Origin of the sequence: Bordetella petrii (genome assembly GCF_017356245.1) — a bacterium.
GTDB lineage: Bacteria > Pseudomonadota > Gammaproteobacteria > Burkholderiales > Burkholderiaceae_B > Bordetella_A > Bordetella_A petrii_D.
This window is the reverse complement of record NZ_JAFMZZ010000001.1, coordinates 2,503,341-2,523,790: the sequence shown is the minus strand read 5'-3', so window position 1 is coordinate 2,523,790 and position 20,450 is coordinate 2,503,341. Positions and strand designations below refer to the sequence as shown.

Annotated in this window: 18 protein-coding genes; 11 read left to right on the top strand and 7 right to left on the bottom strand. The window is 67.4% G+C overall.

Going from position 1 to position 20,450, the window contains the following annotated elements:
* Positions 1–8 precede the first annotated feature (8 nt).
* The 4 genes from J2P76_RS12180 (at position 9) to lpxC (ending at position 4,584) form a co-directional block, all read left to right on the top strand.
* Entirely contained in the window at positions 9–833 is an 825-nt protein-coding gene (locus tag J2P76_RS12180) for a cell division protein FtsQ/DivIB (protein WP_207407755.1), read from the top strand.
* Between the two features lie 4 nt (positions 834–837).
* Entirely contained in the window at positions 838–2,064 is a 1,227-nt protein-coding gene (ftsA, locus tag J2P76_RS12175; RefSeq protein WP_207407753.1) for a cell division protein FtsA, read from the top strand.
* Positions 2,065–2,249: 185 nt separating this feature from the next.
* Positions 2,250–3,431: a cell division protein FtsZ gene (ftsZ, locus tag J2P76_RS12170; RefSeq protein ID WP_207407751.1), complete on the top strand. Its 1,182-nt coding sequence runs from the start codon at positions 2,250–2,252 to the stop codon at positions 3,429–3,431.
* A 229-nt stretch (positions 3,432–3,660) separates the two neighbouring features.
* Positions 3,661–4,584, top strand: a complete 924-nt coding sequence (gene lpxC / locus J2P76_RS12165) for a UDP-3-O-acyl-N-acetylglucosamine deacetylase (RefSeq protein WP_207407749.1) — start codon at positions 3,661–3,663, stop codon at positions 4,582–4,584.
* Positions 4,585–4,655: 71 nt separating this feature from the next.
* Here lpxC and J2P76_RS12160 read toward each other — a convergent pair whose 3' ends face one another.
* The gene (locus tag J2P76_RS12160) at positions 4,656–5,147 is read right to left on the bottom strand and encodes a DciA family protein (protein WP_207407747.1); all 492 of its coding nucleotides are present in this window, start codon (positions 5,145–5,147) and stop codon (positions 4,656–4,658) included.
* Positions 5,148–5,190: 43 nt separating this feature from the next.
* On the opposite strand from J2P76_RS12160, the gene J2P76_RS12155 reads away from it, so the two are divergent.
* From J2P76_RS12155 to J2P76_RS12145, 3 genes are all read left to right on the top strand, one after another.
* Positions 5,191–6,180 carry a M23 family metallopeptidase gene (locus J2P76_RS12155; protein WP_207409194.1) on the top strand — a complete coding sequence of 330 codons (990 nt, stop codon included), beginning with the start codon at positions 5,191–5,193 and terminating at the stop codon, positions 6,178–6,180.
* Between the two features lie 163 nt (positions 6,181–6,343).
* Positions 6,344–9,088, top strand: a complete 2,745-nt coding sequence (secA, locus tag J2P76_RS12150) for a preprotein translocase subunit SecA (RefSeq protein WP_207407745.1) — start codon at positions 6,344–6,346, stop codon at positions 9,086–9,088.
* Positions 9,089–9,207: 119 nt separating this feature from the next.
* Entirely contained in the window at positions 9,208–9,921 is a 714-nt protein-coding gene (locus J2P76_RS12145; RefSeq protein WP_431603394.1) for a VOC family protein, read from the top strand.
* A gap of 19 nt (positions 9,922–9,940) precedes the next feature.
* Here J2P76_RS12145 and J2P76_RS12140 read toward each other — a convergent pair whose 3' ends face one another.
* Entirely contained in the window at positions 9,941–10,477 is a 537-nt protein-coding gene (locus J2P76_RS12140) for a cysteine dioxygenase (protein ID WP_431603393.1), read from the bottom strand.
* Positions 10,478–10,664: 187 nt separating this feature from the next.
* Here J2P76_RS12140 and J2P76_RS12135 point away from each other — a divergent pair, with 187 nt between their 5' ends.
* Positions 10,665–11,927, top strand: coding sequence for a D-amino acid dehydrogenase (locus J2P76_RS12135; RefSeq protein ID WP_207407737.1), 1,263 nt, complete (start codon positions 10,665–10,667; stop codon positions 11,925–11,927).
* Positions 11,928–11,978: 51 nt separating this feature from the next.
* A complete protein-coding gene (locus J2P76_RS12130) occupies positions 11,979–12,443 on the top strand; it encodes an Lrp/AsnC family transcriptional regulator (RefSeq protein ID WP_207407735.1) in 465 nt (154 codons plus the stop codon).
* A gap of 18 nt (positions 12,444–12,461) precedes the next feature.
* On the opposite strand, the gene mgtE is transcribed toward J2P76_RS12130, so the two are convergent.
* From mgtE to J2P76_RS12115, 3 genes are all read right to left on the bottom strand, one after another.
* Positions 12,462–13,937, bottom strand: coding sequence for a magnesium transporter (gene mgtE, locus J2P76_RS12125; protein WP_207407733.1), 1,476 nt, complete (start codon positions 13,935–13,937; stop codon positions 12,462–12,464).
* 16 nt (positions 13,938–13,953) lie between these two features.
* Complete coding sequence (locus J2P76_RS12120) at positions 13,954–14,361, bottom strand: acyl-CoA thioesterase (RefSeq protein WP_207407731.1); 408 nt, start codon at positions 14,359–14,361, stop codon at positions 13,954–13,956.
* A gap of 81 nt (positions 14,362–14,442) precedes the next feature.
* Positions 14,443–15,486 (bottom strand): YeiH family protein, encoded by a 1,044-nt coding sequence (locus tag J2P76_RS12115; protein WP_207407730.1) that lies wholly within the window; start codon positions 15,484–15,486, stop codon positions 14,443–14,445.
* A 114-nt stretch (positions 15,487–15,600) separates the two neighbouring features.
* Between J2P76_RS12115 and J2P76_RS12110 the strand changes: the two genes are divergently transcribed.
* Entirely contained in the window at positions 15,601–16,494 is an 894-nt protein-coding gene (locus tag J2P76_RS12110; RefSeq protein ID WP_207407728.1) for a LysR family transcriptional regulator, read from the top strand.
* 15 nt (positions 16,495–16,509) lie between these two features.
* On the opposite strand, the gene J2P76_RS12105 is transcribed toward J2P76_RS12110, so the two are convergent.
* Entirely contained in the window at positions 16,510–17,721 is a 1,212-nt protein-coding gene (locus J2P76_RS12105; RefSeq protein WP_207407726.1) for a M20 aminoacylase family protein, read from the bottom strand.
* A 79-nt stretch (positions 17,722–17,800) separates the two neighbouring features.
* Here J2P76_RS12105 and J2P76_RS12100 point away from each other — a divergent pair, with 79 nt between their 5' ends.
* Complete coding sequence (locus tag J2P76_RS12100; protein WP_207407724.1) at positions 17,801–19,471, top strand: AMP-binding protein; 1,671 nt, start codon at positions 17,801–17,803, stop codon at positions 19,469–19,471.
* Between the two features lie 23 nt (positions 19,472–19,494).
* Here J2P76_RS12100 and J2P76_RS12095 read toward each other — a convergent pair whose 3' ends face one another.
* A complete protein-coding gene (locus tag J2P76_RS12095) occupies positions 19,495–20,367 on the bottom strand; it encodes an inositol monophosphatase family protein (RefSeq protein ID WP_207407722.1) in 873 nt (290 codons plus the stop codon).
* Positions 20,368–20,450: the final 83 nt, after the last annotated feature.

The following is a 20,450-nucleotide window of genomic DNA, read 5'->3' as shown; positions in this document are numbered from 1 at the left end:
GACAATCTGTGTGGAACGACGCGCGCACCACCAACCTGATCGCCAACACGCTGGCCGTGCTGGCGGTGGTGGCCATGCTCGCCGCCGGCGTGGCGTGGGTGGCGCATCGTCCGTACTTCACGCTGTCGGCCATCGAGCTCGAGGCGGCGCCCGATACCGACTTGCGCTACGTGTCGCCCGAAGCGGTGCGCGCGGTGATCGCGGGGCGCTTCGAGGGCAATTTCTTTACGGTCGACCTGGACCAGGCGCGCGAGGTGTTCGAGTCGGTGCCGTGGGTGCGGCGCGCCTCGATCCGGCGCATCTGGCCGGACACGCTGCGCGTGCGCATCGAAGAGCAGCAGCCGCTGGCGCTGTGGAACGAGAACCAGATGATCAATACCTGGGGCGAAGCGTTCACGGCCAACACCGGCGAGCTGGACGACGACAGCGCGCTGCCGCAGTTCTCGGGCCCGGAAGGGTCGGAGGGGCTGGTGGTGCAGCGCTATGCCGAGCTGGCGCGCTGGTTCGCTCCGCTGGACCTGCACGTGCGCGAACTGGATTTGAGCGCCCGCTACGCCTGGAAGGCCACGCTGTCGAACGGCATGGTGCTGGACCTGGGCCGCGACCCGGGGGCCGACGCGCCCGACCCGCACGGGCTGCCGGGCGCGCTGCCGTTCGCCGCGCGCATCCAGCGCTTCGTGCAGGCCTGGCCGGCCGTAACCAGCCGCCTGGAAGGGCGCAGCGTCACGCAGGCCGACCTGCGCTACCCGAACGGATTCGCGCTGTCGCTGGCGCCGCTGCCGGACGGGCACTCCAAACCGAAATCTCCATCCACTTCTTCGAAGAAGCGTTAACGCCATGACCCGTGACATCAAGGACCTCATCGTCGCCCTGGATATCGGCACCAGCAAAGTGGTGGCCGTGGTCGCCGAAATCCTGCCGGAAGGGCGCTTCGAAGTGCTGGGGCTGGGCCAGCACGAATCGCGCGGCATGCGCAAGGGCGTGGTCGTCAATATCGAGACCACGGTCAACTCCATCCAGCGCGCGCTTGAAGAAGCGGAGCTGATGGCGGACTGCAAGATCCGCGACGTGTACACCGGCATCGCCGGCAGCCATATCCGCAGCTTCAATTCCAGCGGGATGGTGGCCGTGAAAGACAAAGAGGTCACCGCCACCGACGTGGCGCGGGTGATAGAGACCGCCAAGGCCGTCAACATTCCCACCGACCAGCAGGTGCTGCACGTGCTGACGCAGGAATTCATCGTCGACGGCCAGGAAGACATCCGCGAGCCCATCGGCATGAGCGGCCTGCGCCTGGAAGTGCGGGTGCACATCGTGACCGGCGCGGTCAGCGCGGCGCAGAACATCGTCAAGTGCGTGCGCCGCTGCGGCCTGGAAGTGCAGGACCTGATCCTGCAGCCGCTGGCGTCCAGCCTGGCCTGCCTGACGGCCGATGAAAAAGAGCTGGGCGTGGTGCTGGTGGACATCGGCGGCGGCACGACCGACGTGGCCATTTTCACCGGCGGCGCGATCCGCCATACGGCGGTGCTGCCGATCGCCGGCGACCAGATCACCAATGACATCGCGGCCATGCTGCGCACGCCCACGCCCGATGCCGAGGAAATCAAGCTGCGCTACGGCGTGGCCAAGCAGGTGCTGGCGCGCCCCGACGAAACCGTCGAGGTGCCCGGCCTGGGCGACCGCGGTCCGCGCCAGGTCAAGCGCCAGGCGTTGGGCGCGGTGATCGAGCCGCGCGTCGAAGAGCTGTTCTCGCTGGTGCAGCAGGTGGTGCGCGATTCGGGCTACGAAGACCTGCTCGCCTCGGGCGTGGTGCTGACCGGCGGCACGGCGCAGCTGCCCGGCATGATCGAACTGGCCGAAGACGTATTCCTGAAGCCGGTGCGCGTGGCGGTGCCCGAGTACGAAGGCAGCCTGTCCGACGTGATGCGCAACCCGCGCTTCTCGACCGTGATGGGTCTGCTGCAGGAAGCGCGCATGCAGCGCGTGCGGGGCCGCAAGGTGGCCGCCCAGACCGGCAGCTTCAAGTCGCTGCTGGCGCGCATGAAGGAGTGGTTCATGAATTGATTGCAGGGGCGGACTGGGGCCTGCTCCTGGCTTGCGCCGCCCGACAGGGCGGGGCGGGCAAAAGGGGAGACGTCTCAAACCCGTTGCGGACCATCCGGCCGGCTTCGGCTTTGAGGCGATTCACAAAAGATAGGTTGTTGGGGAATTTTTGTGATTTGCATATTCAGACTTGTGAGGGAGTCATCATGATGAACTTTGAGATGCTTGAGAACAACACCAAAGGGACCGTTATCAAGGTCGTGGGTGTTGGCGGCGCCGGCGGCAACGCCGTCGCGCACATGATCCGCAGCGGCGTCAACGGCGTGGATTTCATCTGCGCCAATACCGACGCGCAGGCGCTGGCGGCCACTAACGCACCGGTGCAGATCCGCCTGGGCCGCACCGGCCTGGGCGCCGGCGCCAAGCCCGAACAGGGCCGCGCATCGGCGGAAACCGCGCGCGAAGAAATCCGGTCGGCCCTGACCGGCGCGCACATGGTGTTCATTACCGCCGGCATGGGCGGCGGCACCGGCACGGGCGCGGGCCCGGTCGTGGCCGAGGTTGCCAAGGAACTGGGCATCCTCACCGTCGGCGTGGTCACCAAGCCGTTTACCTTCGAAGGCAACAAACGCCTGAAGATGGCCGAGGACGGCATCGCCGAGCTGGCCAAGCACGTGCATTCGCTGATCGTGGTGCTCAACGAGAACCTGTACGAGCTGATGGATGAGGACGCGACGCAGGAAGACTGCTTCAAGTCCGCCGACGACATCCTGCACAACGCCTGCGCCGGCATTGCCGAGATCATCAATGTCGAAGGCAACGTCAACGTCGACTTCGAAGACGTGAAGACGATCATGGGCGAGCAGGGCCAGGCCATGATGGGAACGGCGACCGCCAGCGGCGCCGACCGTGCCCGCGTGGCCGCCGAGCAGGCCATTGCCTGCCCGCTGCTGGAAGGCGTGGACCTGAACGGCGCCCGCGGCGTGCTGGTCAACATTACCGCCAGCCGCACGCTGAAGATGCGCGAAACGCGCGAAATCATGGAAACGATCCGCAGCTACGCTTCGGACGACGCGACCGTGATCTTCGGCACCGCCTACGATGAATCGATCGGCGACAGCCTGCGCGTGACGGTGGTGGCGACCGGCCTCGGCCGCAACGCCGCGCGCCCCCAGCTGGTGCAGAACGCCGCCGAAGGGCTGCGCACCGGCACCGACAACCTGCCGATGATGGGCGGGATGGCGGGGCAGGGCGACTACCGCAATCTGGACATGCCGTCGGTGATGCGCAATCCGCGCACCCAGGCGTCGGCCCAGGTGCGCGCGCTGGAAAGCTCGGGCATGGATCACTTCGACATCCCGGCGTTCCTGCGCAAGCAGGCGGATTGATGTAGCAGTACCGGGCCGGGGAACCGGCCCGACTCCCTCGGCGCCGGCCCGCCTTTCCCCAGGCGGGCCGGTCGCGGGGCGGCGCCTGCGTGCGCCGCCCATAAAGGGGACAGGCTTGTCGGCAAATGTTACGCGCGTATCGCGCCAAGCGTGCCGGCGAGGTTACAATGCGTACTTATGCTGGTGATTTCATTGATTTTTACCGGCGCAGGCCTACAGCACAGATCCCATGTTTCGACAGCGCAGCATCCAGAATCTCGTCCGCACTACCGGCGTTGGTGTCCATTCGGGGCGCCGGGTCGAGCTCACCCTGCGTCCTGCCGAAGCCAATACCGGCATCGTTTTCCATCGTGTCGACCTGCCGCAGGTCGTCGACCTGCCCGCGCAGGCCGCCGGGGTGGGCGATACCCGCATGGCGTCGGTGCTGCAGCAGGGCGATGTGCGCGTTTCCACTGTCGAACACCTGATGTCCGCGCTGGCGGGCCTGGGTATCGACAACCTGCACGTCGACCTTACTGCCGAAGAAGTGCCCATCATGGACGGCAGCGCGGCCACCTTCGTTTACCTGCTGCGCTCGGCCGGCATCGTTGAACAGAACGCCCCCAAGCAGTTCATCAAGGTGCTCAAGCCCGTTGAAATCCGCGAAGGCGAAGGCCGCAACCTGAAGTGGGCGCGCCTGGAACCGCACGAAGGCTTTGCGCTGGCGTTTTCCATCGATTTCCGCCACCCGGCCATCGATTCCACCGCGAATTTCGCCGAAATTGACTTCGCCACCCATTCGTACGTGCGCGAAATCGCCCGTGCGCGCACCTTCGGCTTCGTCAACGAAGTCGAGGCCCTGCGCTCCATGGGCCTGGCCCGCGGCGGCAGCCTGGACAACGCCATCGTCATGGACGAATACCGGGTGCTGAACAGCGACGGCCTGCGCTACGACGACGAGTTCGTCAAGCACAAGATCCTGGACGCCATCGGCGACCTGTACCTGCTGGGCAAGCCGCTGGTGGCGCGCTATGTGGCGTGCAAGTCCGGCCACGGGCTGAATAACCAGCTGGCGCGAGCCCTGCTGGCCCAGCGCGACGCCTGGGAACTGGTCACCTACGAATCGCAGGCGGCGGCCCCCCAGGCATTCCGCCACGAATGGAAGCTGGCCTGACGGCCGGCCACGGCCAGTGCCGGTTTTGCCGGCTTCTTTAGTATCGGGCTTTCTTTGGGCGTGAACAGGCCCTAGCTGCCCTTGTGGTGGGCCAGCAGCCTGGCCACCGCGTCCGCCAGCGGCCCCGGCCGCAATTCCTCGCGCAGCTGCTCGAACGCTCCCAGGGCGGTGTCGCCCAGCGGTTCGGCCTCTTTGGGCGGGCGGGGGCTTTTTGCCCCGGGTTTGGGCATTCCGGCTTGAACCCTGACGGCAATTTCGTTAAGGTTCCAGCCTTGGGCGCAGAGTGTCTGTGCGATCCGCGGCGCCAGCTGGCGCAGCTTGGCCGCATGCGCGGCGCTGGGCACCGCCAGTTGCAGGCGCTGGCTTTCCAGCTTGGCCACGACGCATACGGCCGCCAATGCCGGCGGCAGCACTCTGGCCACGGCATGTTGTATTTGCAGATGCGTGCGCGCAGTGGCCAGTACCCCGGCGGCGCGCGCATCATGACCCAGCCAACTCAGCGCGGTGTTGCCTCCCCGCCGGCTGGCAGAAGAACGTGAGCGGTGTGGCGCGGGTTTGTTCATGCCGGCTCGAATAACAGGATCAAGTACCTTGAAAATCGTGATTATGCACGCCCGCGACGGGCAGCCCGGACAGGTGGCGCTGGGCGGCGCGCGGCTGGCCCTGGTACTGGCGGCCGTGGTGGCCACCGCAGCCCTGGTGGGCGCCACCGTACAACGCTACCTTACACCCGTTGCGCCCGCCGCGTATTCCGTCGACTGGGCCACTTATGCCCAGGACACCCAGCCGGCGCGCGAAGCGGCGTTCCTGCGCGAGAATGTCGGCCTGCTGGCCGCCAAGGTCGGCGAGCTGCAGGCCAAGCTGGTGGGCATCGACGGCCTGGGCCGGCGCGTGGCCCAGGTGGCCGGCGTGGCCTACACCGACCCCGAACTGGCCGCCGAAATCAACGCGCCGGCCCAGGCCGGCCAGGTCATGGACGACCTGTTCACCGACCGCCAGCCCCTGTCACACGAATCGGCCGAACAATTGGGCCGCCAGCTCGACGAACTGCAGGCCCGCCTGGCGCAGCAAACCGACAACCTGCGCATGCTGGACGTGGCCCTGACGCGCCGCTCGGCCGACCAGGCCCGGCTGCCATCGACCCCGCCGATCACCGAATACCCCTTTCTCAGCTCGTCGTACGGCTGGCGGCGCAATCCCGTCACGCACCGCTATGCCATGCACGAAGGCCTGGATTTTGCCGCGCCCTCGGGCACGCCCATCCTGGCGGCCTCGGGCGGCGTGGTGCTCGAGGCCAGCTACTTGTCGGGCTACGGCAACACGGTCGAGATCGACCATGGCGACGGCCTTATCACCCGCTATGCCCACGCATCCAAGCTGCTGGTCAAGCCCGGCGACCTGGTCGGGCGCGGGCAGGAGATCGCCCGGGTCGGGTCCACGGGGCGGTCCACGGGCCCGCACCTGCACTTCGAGGTGCGCCTGGCCGGGCAACCGCTCGATCCCCGCCTGTTCCTGCAGTCGCCCGACGCCCGCCCGCCCGTGGTGGCGCAAGCGCAAGCGCATGAGGCCGTCGCCGGCCAGGCTGTCACCCGCTGAAGCCGTCCGCCGCGCTTTTGCGGCTTGTCGGACCGCCGGCGCGCAGGTGCGTTAAACTCGATTGTTTCCCAGCGGAATTGCCCGCTCAACCAAACAACAATCCGCCCCGGGCGGAGCCCGGCCCCAGGGGGCGGGGCGCCGCCGGTGGCCGCCACCGACACGCATGGTTTCTTTGCTCAAAAAACTCATAGGCAGCCGCAACGACCGGTTGCTTAAGCAGTATCGCAAGCTGGTTACCCAGATCAACGCGCTGGAATCCAAGACCGCGGCGCTTTCCGACCAGGAACTGGCGGCCAAGACCCAGGAATTCCGCACCCGCCATGCCGAAGGCAGTTCGCTCGACGACCTGCTGCCGGAAGCCTTTGCGGTGGTCCGCGAAGCCGGCAAGCGCGTGTTTGGCATGCGCCACTTCGATGTGCAGATGCTGGGCGGCATTGCGCTGCACAACGGCAAGATCGCCGAAATGCGCACTGGCGAAGGCAAGACCCTGATGGCCACGCTGCCGGTGTACCTGAACGCCATCGCCGGCCGGGGCGTGCACGTGGTTACGGTGAACGACTACCTGGCCCGCCGCGACGCCGAATGGATGGGCCGGCTGTACCGGTTCCTGGGCATGAGCACCGGCGTGGTGGTGCCGCAGCAGCCCAATGACGAGAAAATCGCCGCCTATGCCGCCGACATCACCTACGGCACCAATAATGAGTTCGGCTTCGACTACCTGCGCGACAACATGGAGTACCGCGTCGAAGACCGGCGCCAGCGCGCGCTGGCCTACGCCATCGTCGACGAAGTCGACTCCATCCTGATCGACGAGGCCCGCACCCCGCTGATCATCTCGGGCCAGGCCGAAGACCACACCGAGCTGTACGTGCGCATGAACGCCGTGCCGCCGCTGCTCACGCGCATGGCGTCCGAGCCCAAGCCGCACGAGCCCGAGCCCGAGGGCGACTACTGGGTCGACGAGAAATCCCAGCAGGTGTTCCTGTCCGAGCGGGGCCACGAAAACGCCGAGCGCCTGCTCAGCCAGCAGGGCATCCTGCCCGAGGGCGAATCGCTGTACGACCCGCGCCACATCGCCCTGATGCACCACCTGATGGTGGCTCTGCGCGCCAACACGCTGTTCTTCCGCGACCAGCAATATGTGGTGCAAGACGGCGAAGTGGTCATCGTCGATGAATTCACCGGCCGCCTGATGGTGGGCCGCCGCTGGTCCGACGGCCTGCACCAAGCGGTCGAGGCCAAGGAAGGCGTGAAGATCCAGCACGAGAACCAGACGCTGGCGTCGATCACCTTCCAGAACTACTTCCGCATGTACGACAAGCTGTCGGGCATGACCGGCACGGCCGATACCGAGGCGTACGAATTCCAGGAAATCTACAGCCTGGAAACCGTCATCATCCCCACCAACAAGCCGATGGTCCGCAAGGATCAGAACGACCAGGTCTTCAAGACGGCCCAGGAAAAGTACAACGCCATCCTGAACGACATCCGCGACTGCCACGAGCGCGGCCAGCCGGTGCTGGTGGGCACCACCAGCATCGAAAACTCCGAGCTGCTGGCCGGGCTGCTGAAGCAGGCCAGGCTGCCGCACGAAGTGCTGAACGCCAAGCAGCATGCGCGCGAGGCCGAGATCGTTGCCGAGGCCGGCAAGCCGGGCCATATCACCATCGCCACCAACATGGCCGGCCGCGGCACCGACATCGTGCTGGGCGGCAGCGTCGACAAGCAGGTCGACCTGATCCGCGCCGACGAATCGCTGTCCGACGCCGACAAGGAAGCCCGCATCGAGAAAGTGCGCGCCGACTGGAAACCCGCCAACGAACAGGTCAAGACGGCGGGCGGCCTGCGCATCATCGGCACCGAACGCCACGAATCGCGCCGCATCGACAACCAACTGCGCGGCCGGGCCGGCCGCCAGGGCGACCCGGGCTCGTCGCGCTTCTACCTGTCGCTCGAAGACCCGCTGATGCGCATCTTCGCGGGCGACCGCGTGCGCGGCATCATGGAACGCCTGAAGCTGCCCGAGGGCGAGCCCATCGAGGCCGGCATGGTCACGCGTTCCATCGAGACCGCGCAGCGCAAGGTCGAGGGCCGCAACTTCGACATCCGCAAGCAACTGCTCGAATACGACGACGTCGCCAACGACCAGCGCAAAGTGCTGTACTCGCAGCGCAACGAAGTGCTCGAGGCGGCGTCCATCCGCCCGTCGATCGAGGCCTTGTGCGAAGGCGCCGCCACCGACCTGGTGCGCCAGTACATCCCGGTCGATTCGGTCGAAGAACAATGGGACGTTCCGGCCCTGGAACAAGCCCTGGCGGCCGATTGGCAGATCCACCTGGCGCTGTCCGACATGCTGGACAAAGAAGCCAGCCTGACCGACGACGACATCCTCGAGCGCGTGCTGCAAGCCGTGCGCGACGTGTATACGGGCAAGATCGCCCAGGTGGGCGAAGAGCCCTGGGCGCAGTTCGAGCGTTCGATCATGCTGCAGGCCATCGATACCCACTGGCGCGAGCACCTGTCGGCGCTCGATTACCTGCGCCAGGGCATTCACCTGCGCGGCTATGCGCAGAAAAACCCCAAGCAGGAATACAAGCGCGAGGCCTTCGAACTGTTCTCGGGCATGCTCGACCGCATCCGCGACGATGTCGTGCGGGTGCTGATGACCGTACGCGTGCAGTCGGCCGAACAGGTCGAGCAGGCCGCGGAAGCCGAGGCCAGCCAGCCGCACGTGCAGAACGTGCAGTACCACCATTCCGACTACGACGAGGCCCTGGCCGGCACCGACGCCGAGGCGCCGCCGGCCCAGCAGCCGGTGCGCAACTTCATGCCCAAGGTCGGCCGCAACGACCCGTGCCCCTGCGGCAGCGGCAAGAAGTACAAGCACTGCCACGGCAAACTGGCGTGATGAAATCCCCCCCCCGAAGCGCTGCGCGCTTCCCCCCCGGGGGGGCGACGCTGGCGGACCGGCAAAGCCGGCTCCGCGGCGTCCCCGATTCGGACGCATTAGCTTCCATCTCAGACGGGGTGGGCAGTGGTCGCACCGAATTTGATCATGCCGTGGTCATGGTGCGTGACCGGCTCGACGAGCTGGCGCCGCATTTCGAGCGGCAGGGCTTTCGCCTGAGCGACAAGGCGGTGCACAACCTGGGCTCGTGCAACCGCCTGATCGTGCTGGACAGCACCTACATCGAGCTGCTGGGCTGGCCGCCGGGCGCGCCGCCGGCCCGCAAGGAAATCGCCGATTCGCCGTTCGGCCTGGAAGCCCTGGTGTTCCGCACCCGCGACGCCGAAGGCACCTACCGGCGCCTGCGCGACGCCGGGTTTGCCGTCAATCCCGTACAAGAACTGACCCGCGTCGCGCATGTCGACGGCCGCGAGATGCAGGCGCGCTTTCATACCGTGCGCTTCGCCCAGCAGCCCGTGCCGGGCATTCGCATGTATTTCTGCCGCCACCTGACGCCCGAGTGCGTCTGGGCGCCGTCGCTGATGGCGCATCCCAATGGCGCGCTGCGCATCCAGCGCATCGAGGCGCGCGCTGCCGATGCCCAGGCGGTGGCGCGGCGGCTGGCGCTGGTGGCGGATGTCGAGGCCGAGCCCGCGGGCGACGGCTGGGACCTACCACTGGGCAATCTGCGCCTGCATGTGGCGCCCGACCCGGGCGCCGCGCAGCCGGTGCTGTCGGCCCTGGTGCTCGAGAACCGCGACGGCGCGAGTTACGCGCTGGATACCGGCCTGTAGCCGTATCGCCGCGGCCTCGCTAGGCGGCCTGCACCAGCTGGTTTACGCCCGTTTGCGCATCGGCCTGCGCAACCCCATAAATATGCAGCGAGATCGCGATGCCGTCACCGGCATTGCACAGGCGATGGATCTGTTCCAGGCCCGGCGTCGCCGTGACCGCCGCGCCCGGACGGCGCACCATGCCGCCCACCGGGCGGGCCAGCCCGGCCTGCTCGTCCCATTGATAGTGGGTTTCCTGCAGCTCGCCCTGCAGCACGCGGTAGGTGCACCAGGTTTTGTGGCCGTGCACCGGCGTAGCCTGGCCCGGCCGCCACACCAGATAGAAAATCGTGAAACTGCCGTGAGGGTCGCTGTAGGCGATGTGGCGCAGATACGTGTCGGCCCGCCCTTCGCGCAGCGGCATGGGCAGGTGGGCCAGCATGCCTTCGGTATGCGCCTGGCTGCCGGCCAGCTCGTCCAGCAGCTGCCGTTCGGCGTTGCGCTGGGCCGCGCGCACGGTGGCGCACAGGGAATCGAGGCAGGTCTGGGTGCGGCGGCTGGCATGCATGGCGGGCATTCGGTATCGGGTCGGCAATACTTTCCATGCTAAGCGCCGGGGCGGGAATCGTTTTGCCAAATGGCGCCGCGCCAGCCCGGGGTTTGGAAAAATTTTGCGTATCGCGCAGGGCGCTATGCAGGGCCGGGTGCGCGGGGCATAATGCGCGCACTTTGCCGGGGCAAGAGCGGCAGGCACAGGAGCGGGCATGAAAATCGCAGTGCTGGGGGCGGGGGTGGCCGGCGTCGCCGCGGCCTATTATCTGTGGCGCGACGGCCATGAGGTCGTCGTGCTGGAACGCCGGCCGGGGCCGGCGCTTGAAACCAGTTTCGGCAATGCCGGCGGCCTGTGCCCCAGTTTCGCCGGCCCCTGGGCCGCGCCCGGCATGATCGGCAAGGTGCTCAAGATGGCGCTGCAGCGCCAGGCGCCGATCCGTTTTTCGCTTTCGCCCAGCCCGCGCAAGCTGGCCTGGCTGGCCCGCTGGCTGGGCAACTGCAATGCCGAGCGCTTCCGCGCCAACAAGCTGCGCATGCAGCGGGTGGCGCACTACAGCGATGCCTGTCTGCGGGCCTTGGCGGGCGCCGGCCTGCCCGTGGAGTTCGATTATCACCAGGACGGCACGCTGCAGGTGTTTCGCAGCGAGCGCGACCTGAAGGCCGTGCAGGGCATTACGCAGGCCCTGGACGAATACGAGGTGCCCTGGCAGTTGCTGGACGCTGCCGGCGCGCGCCGCCTGGAGCCTGCCCTGGCCGCCTCGCGGGCGCCGATCGCCGGCGCGCTGTACCTGCCGCTGGACGGCTCGGGCGACAGCCACAAGTTTGCCACCGGGCTGGCGGCGTACCTGGCCGGCCAGGGCGTGTCGTTTCACTATGGCATGCAGATCGCCGCCCTGGCGCACGCGGGCGGCCGCATCCAGGGCGTGCGGATCGAGGGCCGCCAGGACCTGCTGAGCGCCGATGCCTACGTCGTGGCCCTGGGCCCGCAGGCGCCGTTCCTGCTGCGGCCGCTGGGCCTGGCGCTGCCGGTCTATCCCCTTAAGGGCTATTCCATCACGGCGCGCATTGAAGATCCGGCGCGCGCGCCGCGCGCGGCGCTGATGGACGAATACAACAAAGTGATGATCTCGCGCCTGGGCGACCGGGTGCGGGCGGCCGGCATGGCCGAGCTCAAGGGCTACGGAACGGCGCTGGATCCGGGGCGCGTGGCGTTCCTGAAAGGCGTGGCGCGCGAATGGTTTCCCCAGGGCATCGACCTGGACCACGCGCAGGCATGGGCCGGGCTGCGGCCCATGACCCCCGACGGCCCGGCCATCCTGGGCAAGACCCGCTACGACAATCTGTACCTGGATTGCGGGCATGGGTCCAATGGCTGGACGCAAGCCTGCGGAACGGGCAAGATTGTGGCCGATATCGTCGCCGGCCGCGCGCCGGAAGTCGATATGGACGGCCTGACCGCAGAGCGCTTTGCCTAGGGCCTGCGTACAGGCTTGCACGACCCGTCCGGACGCCACCAGGAAAATGCCATGGACCAGACAGACCTCAAGATACTGAGCCTGCTGCAGAAAGACGCGACGCGCCCGGTGGCCGAGATCGCCGAACAGGTCAACCTGTCGGTCACGCCATGCTGGCGCCGCATCCAGAAGCTGAAAGAAGACGGTGTCATCGAGCGCACCGCGGTGCTGCTCGACCCCAAGGCGGTGGGGCTGGGCCTGACGGTGTTCGTTACCATCAAGACCAGCCAGCACAACGTGAAATGGACGCAGAACCTGATCGGCGCGGTCATGGCCCTGCCCAACGTGGTCGAATTCCACCGCATGGCGGGCGACCTGGACTACCTGCTGAAGGTCGTGGTCGAGGACATGCCGGCCTACGATCGCTTCTACCGGCGCCTGATCGAAGCCGTGGACCTGCTGGACGTCAGCGCCAGCTTTTCGATGGAAGTGATCAAGAGCACCACTGAACTGCCGCTGGAACCGGGCCAGCGCTGAAGCGCGCGGCCCGCCGCGCTACAGCAGGAACACGGTGGCCAGGCCCAGGAAAATGAAAAAGCCCAGCGAGTCGGTGGCGAACGTCAGCAGCACCGACGAGCCGATTGCCGGGTCTTTGCCGAAGCGGGCCCGCACCATGGGTACCAGCACGCCGACCGACGCGCCCACCAGCATGTTGCAGATCATGGCGGCCATCATCACCACCGCGATCGACAGCGAATTGGATATGCCCCACGCGAACAGGGCCGCCACCACGCTGCCGCACAGGCCCACCAGCAGGGTGACCAGCATTTCGCGCTTGACCAGCTGCCACAGGTTGCGGCCCGTGATGCGGCCCATGGCCAGCGCGCGGATGATCATGGTCATGGTCTGGTTGCCCGAGTTGCCGCCGATGCCGGCCACGATGGACATCAGGAACGCCAGGATCACGATGTGGCTGACGGTGTCTTCGAAGCGCGAGGCCACGAACGACGCCGTGGCCGCGGTGCAAAGATTGAACAGCAGCCACGGCGCGCGGTTGCGCAGCGCCATGACCACGGGCGCGAAGATGTCTTCTTCTTGCAGGCCGGCGCGCGACAGCGCCTGCTCTTGCGAGTCTTCGCGCATGACGTCCACCACGTCGGCGATGGTGACGCGGCCGATCAGCCGGCCCTGGTCGTCCATGACGGGGGCCGAGACCAGGTCGTAGCGCTCGAACGCGCCGGCGGCATCGGCGTCGGAATCGAGCGGATTGAGCGTCAGGAAGTCGGTGCTCATGACGGCGCGCACTTCGGTTTCGGGCTCGCTGACCAGCAGCTTCGACAGCGGCAGGACGCCCTGCAGCTTGTCTTGCCGGTCGACCACGAATACCTGGTCGGTATGGTCGGGCAGTTCGTGCAGGCGCCGCAGGTACCGCAGCACCACCTCGAGCGTGACGTCTTCGCGCACGCGCACCATTTCGAAGTCCATGATGGCGCCCACGCTGTCTTCGGGGTAGCCCATGGCTTCGAGCAGCTGCGCGCGCTCTTCTTCGGTCAGGCCTTTCTGGACTTCGGCCACCACGTCGGGCGGCAGGTCGGGCGCCAGGTCGGCCAGCTCGTCGGCATCCATGCTGCCGGTGGCGGCGACCAGGTCCTGGCGGTCCATCGCTTCGATGAGCGATTCGCGCACCCAGTCTTCGACCTCGAGCAGCACGTCGGCGTCATGCTCGGGGCTGACCAGGCGCCAGACGTCCTGGCGCTCGTCTTTGGGCAGCGATTCGAGAATGAACGCGATGTCGGCCGGGTGCAGGGCATCGACCAGCGCCTTGAGCTCGGCCTCGTGCTGGCGATGCACCAGGTCTTCGACCAGCGTGGCTTTGCTGTCGCCCTGTTCCTGGCGGTGCACCAGGTCTTCGACCAGCTGCTGGCGGCGCAGCCGTTCCTGGACCTCGGCCAGCGCGTGCTGGGCGTCTTCGGGGTCTAGCCGGCGGGGCGTCGCCGCAGGCTTGGTCGCGGCGGCAGGCTGCTGCGTCATACGGGCTGAAGGATGCTTAAAGGGTGGGCAGGGGGCGGCTGCGCCGGGCCTCGTCGGTGGCAACGTAGGTCAGGGTGGCTTCGGTGACCTTGACGACTTCTGCATCCAGGCGATGGCGTTCGGCATAGACCTCGACCGATACGGTAACCGAAGTCGTGCCCGTCTTTGTGATAGTTGCGTAAAAGCTGAGCAGGTCGCCCACGAACACCGGCTGCTTGAACTGGAAGGCATTGACTGCCACCGTGGCGACCCGCCCGGCCGCCCGGCGCGCCGCCGGGACCGAGCCGGCGATATCGACCTGAGACATGATCCAGCCGCCGAAGACGTCGCCATGGATATTGGCGTCGGCCGGCATGGGCATGACGCGCAGTACCGGGTCGTGGCCCTTGGGCAATGCCGTGGAAGAGTGGTCGGTGGTAGGCATGGGCCCGCTCCTGTCCAGGATGAAGACGGGCCGATTATGCAGGAAAACGCCGCCGCATGCGGCGATTGCCGCAACTGTATGCTACGTTGCCAGTTTCACGATGCCGTAGCCGCCGAACAGCAGCCAGGCGTACAGGATGAGGCCCAGCGCCAGCACGCGCGGGCCGGCCTTGCGGATCTGGCTGAAGCGGGTCTCGATGCCCAGCGCGGTCATGGCCATGGTCAGGGCGAAGACGTCCAGCCGGCGGGTGGCGGTAACCACATCGGGCGGCAGGATGGCCAGCGAATTGACAATGGCCAGCACCAGGAAGCCGACCGCGAACCACGGGATGGGCAGGCGCGCCTTGGCGTGGCCCGGTTCGGCGCGCGCGGCGGCGCTGCGCAGCCACAGGCCCAGCACCAGCAGCACGGGCACCAGCAGGGCGACGCGCGTCATTTTGACGATGGTGGCGACTTCGGTGGTGGCCGGGTCGATGTTGCTGGCCGCGCCCACCACCTGGGCGACCTCGTGCACCGTGCCGCCGATATAAATGCCCAGGGCCTGGGTATCCAGCGACAGCCAGCCCGCGTGGTACAGCACCGGGTACAGGAACATCGACAGGGTGCCGAACAGCACCACGGTGGCCACGGCCACCGCGCTTTTATGGGGGGCGGCGCGCAGGGTGGGCTCGAAGGCCAGGACGGCCGCGGCGCCGCAGATGGCGCTGCCGGCCGCCGTGAGCATGGCGGTGTCGCGGTCCAGGCCCAGCAGGCGCTGGCCCACCACGGTGCCCAGCAACAGCGTGCCCACCACCACCGCCACCGATACGGCCAGCCCCGGCAGGCCCACGGCGGCGATCTGCTGGATGCTGATGTTCAGGCCATAGAACGCCACGGCAATGCGCAGCAGCCGCCGCGCCGTGAAATTGACGCCCGCCGCCCAGTCGGCCGGCATGGTACCGCGCAGGAAATTGCCGTACAACATGCCGCACACGATGCCCACCACCAGGGGCGAGAATCCCAGCTGGCGGATGGCCGGCAGGTCGCTCAGTTGCATGACGGCGACAGTCATCAGCGCCACGAACAGCACGCCATTGAGCTTGTCGCGCCAGGGAGTGGCCAGGGGCAGGGCGGTAGAAGTCGACATTGGGGTTGCGGTATATCTAAATAACTTCGGGCAATATTAAATCCGCCACTACTATTTGGGAAATTTTTAAATTCGATATTAAATATAAGAAACCCAGATATCGAGCCGCCGCCCATGACACCCGACCAGCTGTTGACCTTCGCCTACGTGGCCGACACCGGCAATATCAGCCGGGCGGCCGGCCTGCTGCATCTGTCGCAGCCGGCCGTATCGGGGCAGCTGCGCCTGCTGCAAGACTGGTTCGGCGAACCGCTGTACCGCCGCAGCGGCCACGGCGTGGCGCTGACCGCCGCCGGCGAGCGCCTGGCCGAGCAGGCGCGCCAGCTGCGGCAGGTGTACAACCAGGCCCACGCCGCGCGCGAAGCCTGGCGCGGGCTGGAAACCGGCACGCTGCGCCTGGGGGCCAGCACCACGCCGGCCAGCTACCTGCTGCCTTCGCTGGTGGCCGACTTCCGCCGGCGCTTTCCGTCGGTCAGCCTGCACCTGTCGGATGGCAATACGCGCCAGATTGTCGAGCGGCTGCCGGTGCTGGACCTGGCCTTCATCGAAGGCGAGGTGCCCGCGGGCCTGCCGGCCGATACCGCCGTGCACGGCTGGCGCCAGGACGAGGTGGTGGCCATCGCGCGCGCCGACCACCCTCTGGCGGGCAAGGGTGCGGCGCGCATGCGCGACCTGGCGGGCGAGCCGCTGGTGATGCGCGAGCCCGGTTCGGGCGTGCGGCAATTGGTGGAGCGCGCCTTCGACAGCGCCGGGCTGGCGCCTTCGGTGGGGCTGGAACTGGCGGGCGTGGAGGGCGTGAAGCAGGCGGTGCGCGCCGGGCTGGGCATCGGCTTCGTGTCGCTGATGTCGATGCGCCACGAAGACGGCACGCTGGCGGTGATACGCATGCTGCCGCGGCCGTTGACCCGCACGCTCAGCATCCTGGTGCCGCACGCCCATGCGTCCGCGCGCGCGGCCGGGCGCTTCCTGGAGGCTTGCCTGGCGCTGCGCGCCGCGGCCGGCGATTGACGCCGGGCCAGCTGCCTAGGCTTGCCCGGGGGCCGGCCGCGCCAGCCACTGGCGCGCCAGTTCGACCCAATAGGTGCCGCCCAACGGCAGCAGTTCGTCGTTGAAATCGTAGCTGCCGTTGTGCAGCATGCAGGGGCCCATGCCGTGCCCGGCGTCGCGATGCCCGCCTTCGCCGTTGCCGATCCACACATAGCAGCCCGGCATTTCCTGCAGCATGAAGGCGAAGTCTTCGGCGCCCATGGTGGGTTGCACGTGCTCGTCGACGTTGTCGGCGCCGACGATGCCGCGCATGACCTCGGCGCAGAATGCGGCTTCGCGGGCGTGGTTGATGGTGGGCGGGTAGTTGCGGCGGAAATCGAATTCGACGTCGCAGTCGAGCGCGGCGCAGGTGTGGCGCGCGATTTCTTCCATGCGCCGCTCGATCAGGTCGAGGGTTTCGAGCGTGAAGGTGCGCACCGTGCCGCGCATGACCGCCTGGTTGGGCACGACGTTGTCGGCGCTGCCGGTGTGGATTTGCGTAATGCTGAGCACGGCGGCGTCGAGCGGGTTGCGGTTGCGCGTAATGATGGTTTGCAGCGACTGCGCCAACTGCACGGCCGTCATGACCGGATCGATGCCCAGGTGCGGCATGCCGGCGTGCGTGCCCTTGCCCTGGATGGTGATGATGAATTCGTTGCTCGAGGCCATGATGGGGCCGGCGGTCAGGCCGAACTGGCCCACGGCCAGGCCGGGCCAGTTGTGCATGCCGAACACGGCTTCCATGGGAAAGCGCGTGAACAGGCCGTCGTCGATCATGCGCTTGGCGCCGCCGCCGCCTTCTTCGGCCGGCTGGAAAATGACATATACGGTGCCGGCGAAATCGCGGTGCTGCGCCAGGTAGCGCGCGGCCGCCAGCAGCATGGCGGTGTGGCCGTCGTGCCCGCAGGCGTGCATCTTGCCCTGGATCCGGCTGGCGTGTTCGAAGGTGTTGGCCTCTTGCATGGGCAGCGCGTCCATGTCGGCGCGCAGGCCCACGGCGCGCGGGCTGGCGGTGTTGCCGCGGATGATGCCGACCACGCCGGTGCCGCCCAGGCCGCGGTCGATTTCGATGCCCCATTCCTGCAGGCGCGCGGCGACCAGGTCGGCGGTGCGGAATTCTTCGAAGGCCAGTTCGGGGTGGGCGTGGATGTCGCGCCGGATGCCGGCGATATCGCGGTGCCAGGCAACGATGGGTTCGAGCAGATTCATCGGGGTCTCGTTGAATTGGGCCAAAGGCAACACAGGTATTATCAAGCAAAATCACCGATAACATGCACGGAGGCCCACCATGTCACGTCCCTGGCTCGCGCACTATCCCGACGGCGTTCCCGCCGAGATCTCCATCGAACCCCATACTTCGCTGGCCGAACTGCTCGACCAGGCCTGCCTGCGCCATGCCGGCCGCGTGGCGTGCACCGCCATGGGCACCGACCTCACCTACGCCCAGCTCGACGCCCACGCGCGGGCCTTCGCGGGCTGGCTGCAGGGCCTGGGGCTGCAAAAGGGCGCCCGGGTGGCCCTGATGATGCCCAACGTGCCCGCCTACCTGGTGTGCATGCTGGGCACGCTGCGCGCGGGCCACGTGGTGGTCAACGTCAACCCGCTGTACAAAACAGACGAATTGCAGCGGCAAATGCTCGACAGCGGCGCCGAAGTCATCGTCATTCTGGAAAACTTCGCCCGCACGCTGCAAGAGGTCGGCGACCGCGGCGCGCTGCGGCACGTGGTGGTTACCGGCCCGGGCGACCTGCTGGGCGGCCTGAAGGCGCCGCTGGTGAACCTGGCCGCGCGCTATATCAAGCGCATGATTCCCGCCTGGCGCATCGACGGCGCGCTGCGCCTGCCGCAGGTGCTGGCGCGCGGGGCGGCCGCGCCGTTCACGCCGCCCGCGCTGAGCCTGGACGATGTGGCCGTGCTGCAGTACACGGGCGGCACCACCGGCGTGCCCAAGGGCGCGATGCTGTCGCACGGCAACCTGGTGGCCAACGTGCTGCAGCTGCAGGCCGTGGCGCGCCCGGCGCTGCGCGACCTGGAACACGGCCAGCTCACCATCATCAGCGCGCTGCCGCTGTACCACGTGTTCGCCATGACCGTATGCGGCCTGTTCGGCATTTATGCGGGTATGCGCAACCTGCTCATCATCAATCCGCGCGACCAGCCCGCCCTGATCGACGCGTGGCGCAAGGCGGGCGTGAACATCTTTCCGGGCGTCAATACCCTGTTCAACGCGCTGGCGCACAACGCCGACTTCGCCAGGCTCGATTTCTCCGGCCTGCGCCTGACCCTGGGCGGCGGCATGGCGGTGCAGCGCCAGGTGGCCGAACGCTGGCTGCAGATCACCGGACGTCCGCTCATCGAAGGCTACGGGTTGTCGGAAACCTCGCCCGTGGCCACCGTAAACCCCACCGATGCGCGCGAGTATTCCGGGTCCATCGGGCTGCCGCTGCCGTCCACCGACGTGGCCATTCTGGATGACGACGGCAAGCCCGTGCCGCTGGGCGAGCGCGGCGAAGTCTGCATCCGCGGCCCGCAGGTCATGCTGGGCTACTGGCAGAAGCCCGAAGAAACCCGCCGCAGCATGACCAGCGACGGCTTCTTTCGCACCGGCGACATCGGCATCATGGATGAAAAAGGCTATACCCGCATTGTCGACCGCAAGAAAGACATGATCGCGGTGTCGGGCTTCAAGGTCTATCCCAACGAGGTCGAGGCCGTCATCGCGGCCCACCCCGGCGTGCTCGAGTGCGCGGTGGTAGGCGTGCCCGACGACCACTCCGGCGAGGCCGTGAAGGCTTTCGTGGTCAGGAAAGACCCATCCCTGACCGAAGCGCAGGTGATCGACTGGTGCAAGGAAAAGCTTACGGGCTACAAGCGCCCGCATGCGGTCGAGTTTCGCGGCGAACTGCCCAAGAGCAATGTGGGCAAGATACTACGCCGCGAATTGCGCCCCGGGCAGTAGCGGCGGGCTGGGCGCCGCCGGGCTCAGGGGGCCCGCAGGTGCGGCGCCACCAGTTCGTGCAGCGCGTCGACGATGGCCGGGTTGCCGGCCACCACGCGCCCGCCCACGGGCCAGGGGTCTTGCTGGTGCATGTCGTGGCATACGCCGCCCGCTTCGCGCAGGATCAGCGTGCCGGCGGCCACGTCCCAGGGCGCCAGGCCCATTTCCCAGTAGCCGTCGTAGCGTCCGCAGGCCGTCCAGGCCAGGTCGAGCGCCGCCGCGCCCATGCGGCGCACGCCGCGGGCCGTGCAGATGGCGTCTTGCAGCATGGGCATGTACTGGCTGGCGAACGAAAAATCGCGGAACGGAAAGCCTGTGGCCAGCACCGCGTCGTTCAGCGATTGCGTGCGCGAGCAGGCGATGCGCCGGCCATTGAGCCACGAACCGATGCCGTGCACGGCGGTGAAGAGTTCTTCGCGGCTGGGGTCGTAAATCACGCCGATTACCGGCGTGTCTTCGGCCAGCGGGCCGCTGCCCGGCACGCGCGTGCCCGCATGCGCGACCAGGGCGATCGACACGGCATAGTGGGGAATGCCGTGCAGGAAATTGGTGGTGCCGTCGAGCGGGTCGATGTACCAGGTGGCCGGCCCCTGTTCGGCGCCGCCGGTTTCTTCGGCCACAATGCCGAATTCGGGCGTGCGGGCCCGCAGCGATTCGATGATGGCCGCCTCGGCTTCGCGGTCGGCCTGTGAAACCAGGTCGTTGCGGGCCTTGTGGTCGATCACGAGATCGGAGCGATGGTGCGCGTACGATTGCAGGATGGCGGCGCCGGTGTGGGCCGCCGATACAGCGGTGTCGATGGCGGCAGCCAGGTCCAGCGGTGCAGCCTGGGTCGTGGTGGGTTCTGTCGTCGGCATGAAACTCAGTGTAAGCCTTTGTGGCGGCCAGTCTGTCGGTTGGCCGTAAATCAAGACGGCCAGCGTGGCTTTCAACCAACGTC

Bases quoted from the DNA above. Each gene is read 5' to 3' on its own strand.
- J2P76_RS12100 (WP_207407724.1), top strand. From the start codon at position 17,801: ATGTCACGTCCCTGGCTCGCGCACTATCCCGACGGCGTTCCCGCCGAG.
- J2P76_RS12130 (WP_207407735.1), top strand. From the start codon at position 11,979: ATGGACCAGACAGACCTCAAGATACTGAGCCTGCTGCAGAAAGACGCG.
- secA (WP_207407745.1), top strand. From the start codon at position 6,344: ATGGTTTCTTTGCTCAAAAAACTCATAGGCAGCCGCAACGACCGGTTG.
- J2P76_RS12120 (WP_207407731.1), bottom strand. From the start codon at position 14,361: ATGCCTACCACCGACCACTCTTCCACGGCATTGCCCAAGGGCCACGAC.
- ftsZ (WP_207407751.1), top strand. From the start codon at position 2,250: ATGATGAACTTTGAGATGCTTGAGAACAACACCAAAGGGACCGTTATC.
- J2P76_RS12160 (WP_207407747.1), bottom strand. From the start codon at position 5,147: ATGAACAAACCCGCGCCACACCGCTCACGTTCTTCTGCCAGCCGGCGG.
- mgtE (WP_207407733.1), bottom strand. From the start codon at position 13,937: ATGACGCAGCAGCCTGCCGCCGCGACCAAGCCTGCGGCGACGCCCCGC.
- lpxC (WP_207407749.1), top strand. From the start codon at position 3,661: ATGTTTCGACAGCGCAGCATCCAGAATCTCGTCCGCACTACCGGCGTT.
- J2P76_RS12095 (WP_207407722.1), bottom strand. From the start codon at position 20,367: ATGCCGACGACAGAACCCACCACGACCCAGGCTGCACCGCTGGACCTG.
- J2P76_RS12140 (WP_431603393.1), bottom strand. From the start codon at position 10,477: ATGCCCGCCATGCATGCCAGCCGCCGCACCCAGACCTGCCTCGATTCC.
- J2P76_RS12115 (WP_207407730.1), bottom strand. From the start codon at position 15,486: ATGTCGACTTCTACCGCCCTGCCCCTGGCCACTCCCTGGCGCGACAAG.
- ftsA (WP_207407753.1), top strand. From the start codon at position 838: ATGACCCGTGACATCAAGGACCTCATCGTCGCCCTGGATATCGGCACC.
- J2P76_RS12110 (WP_207407728.1), top strand. From the start codon at position 15,601: ATGACACCCGACCAGCTGTTGACCTTCGCCTACGTGGCCGACACCGGC.
- J2P76_RS12155 (WP_207409194.1), top strand. From the start codon at position 5,191: ATGCACGCCCGCGACGGGCAGCCCGGACAGGTGGCGCTGGGCGGCGCG.
- J2P76_RS12105 (WP_207407726.1), bottom strand. From the start codon at position 17,721: ATGAATCTGCTCGAACCCATCGTTGCCTGGCACCGCGATATCGCCGGC.
- J2P76_RS12135 (WP_207407737.1), top strand. From the start codon at position 10,665: ATGAAAATCGCAGTGCTGGGGGCGGGGGTGGCCGGCGTCGCCGCGGCC.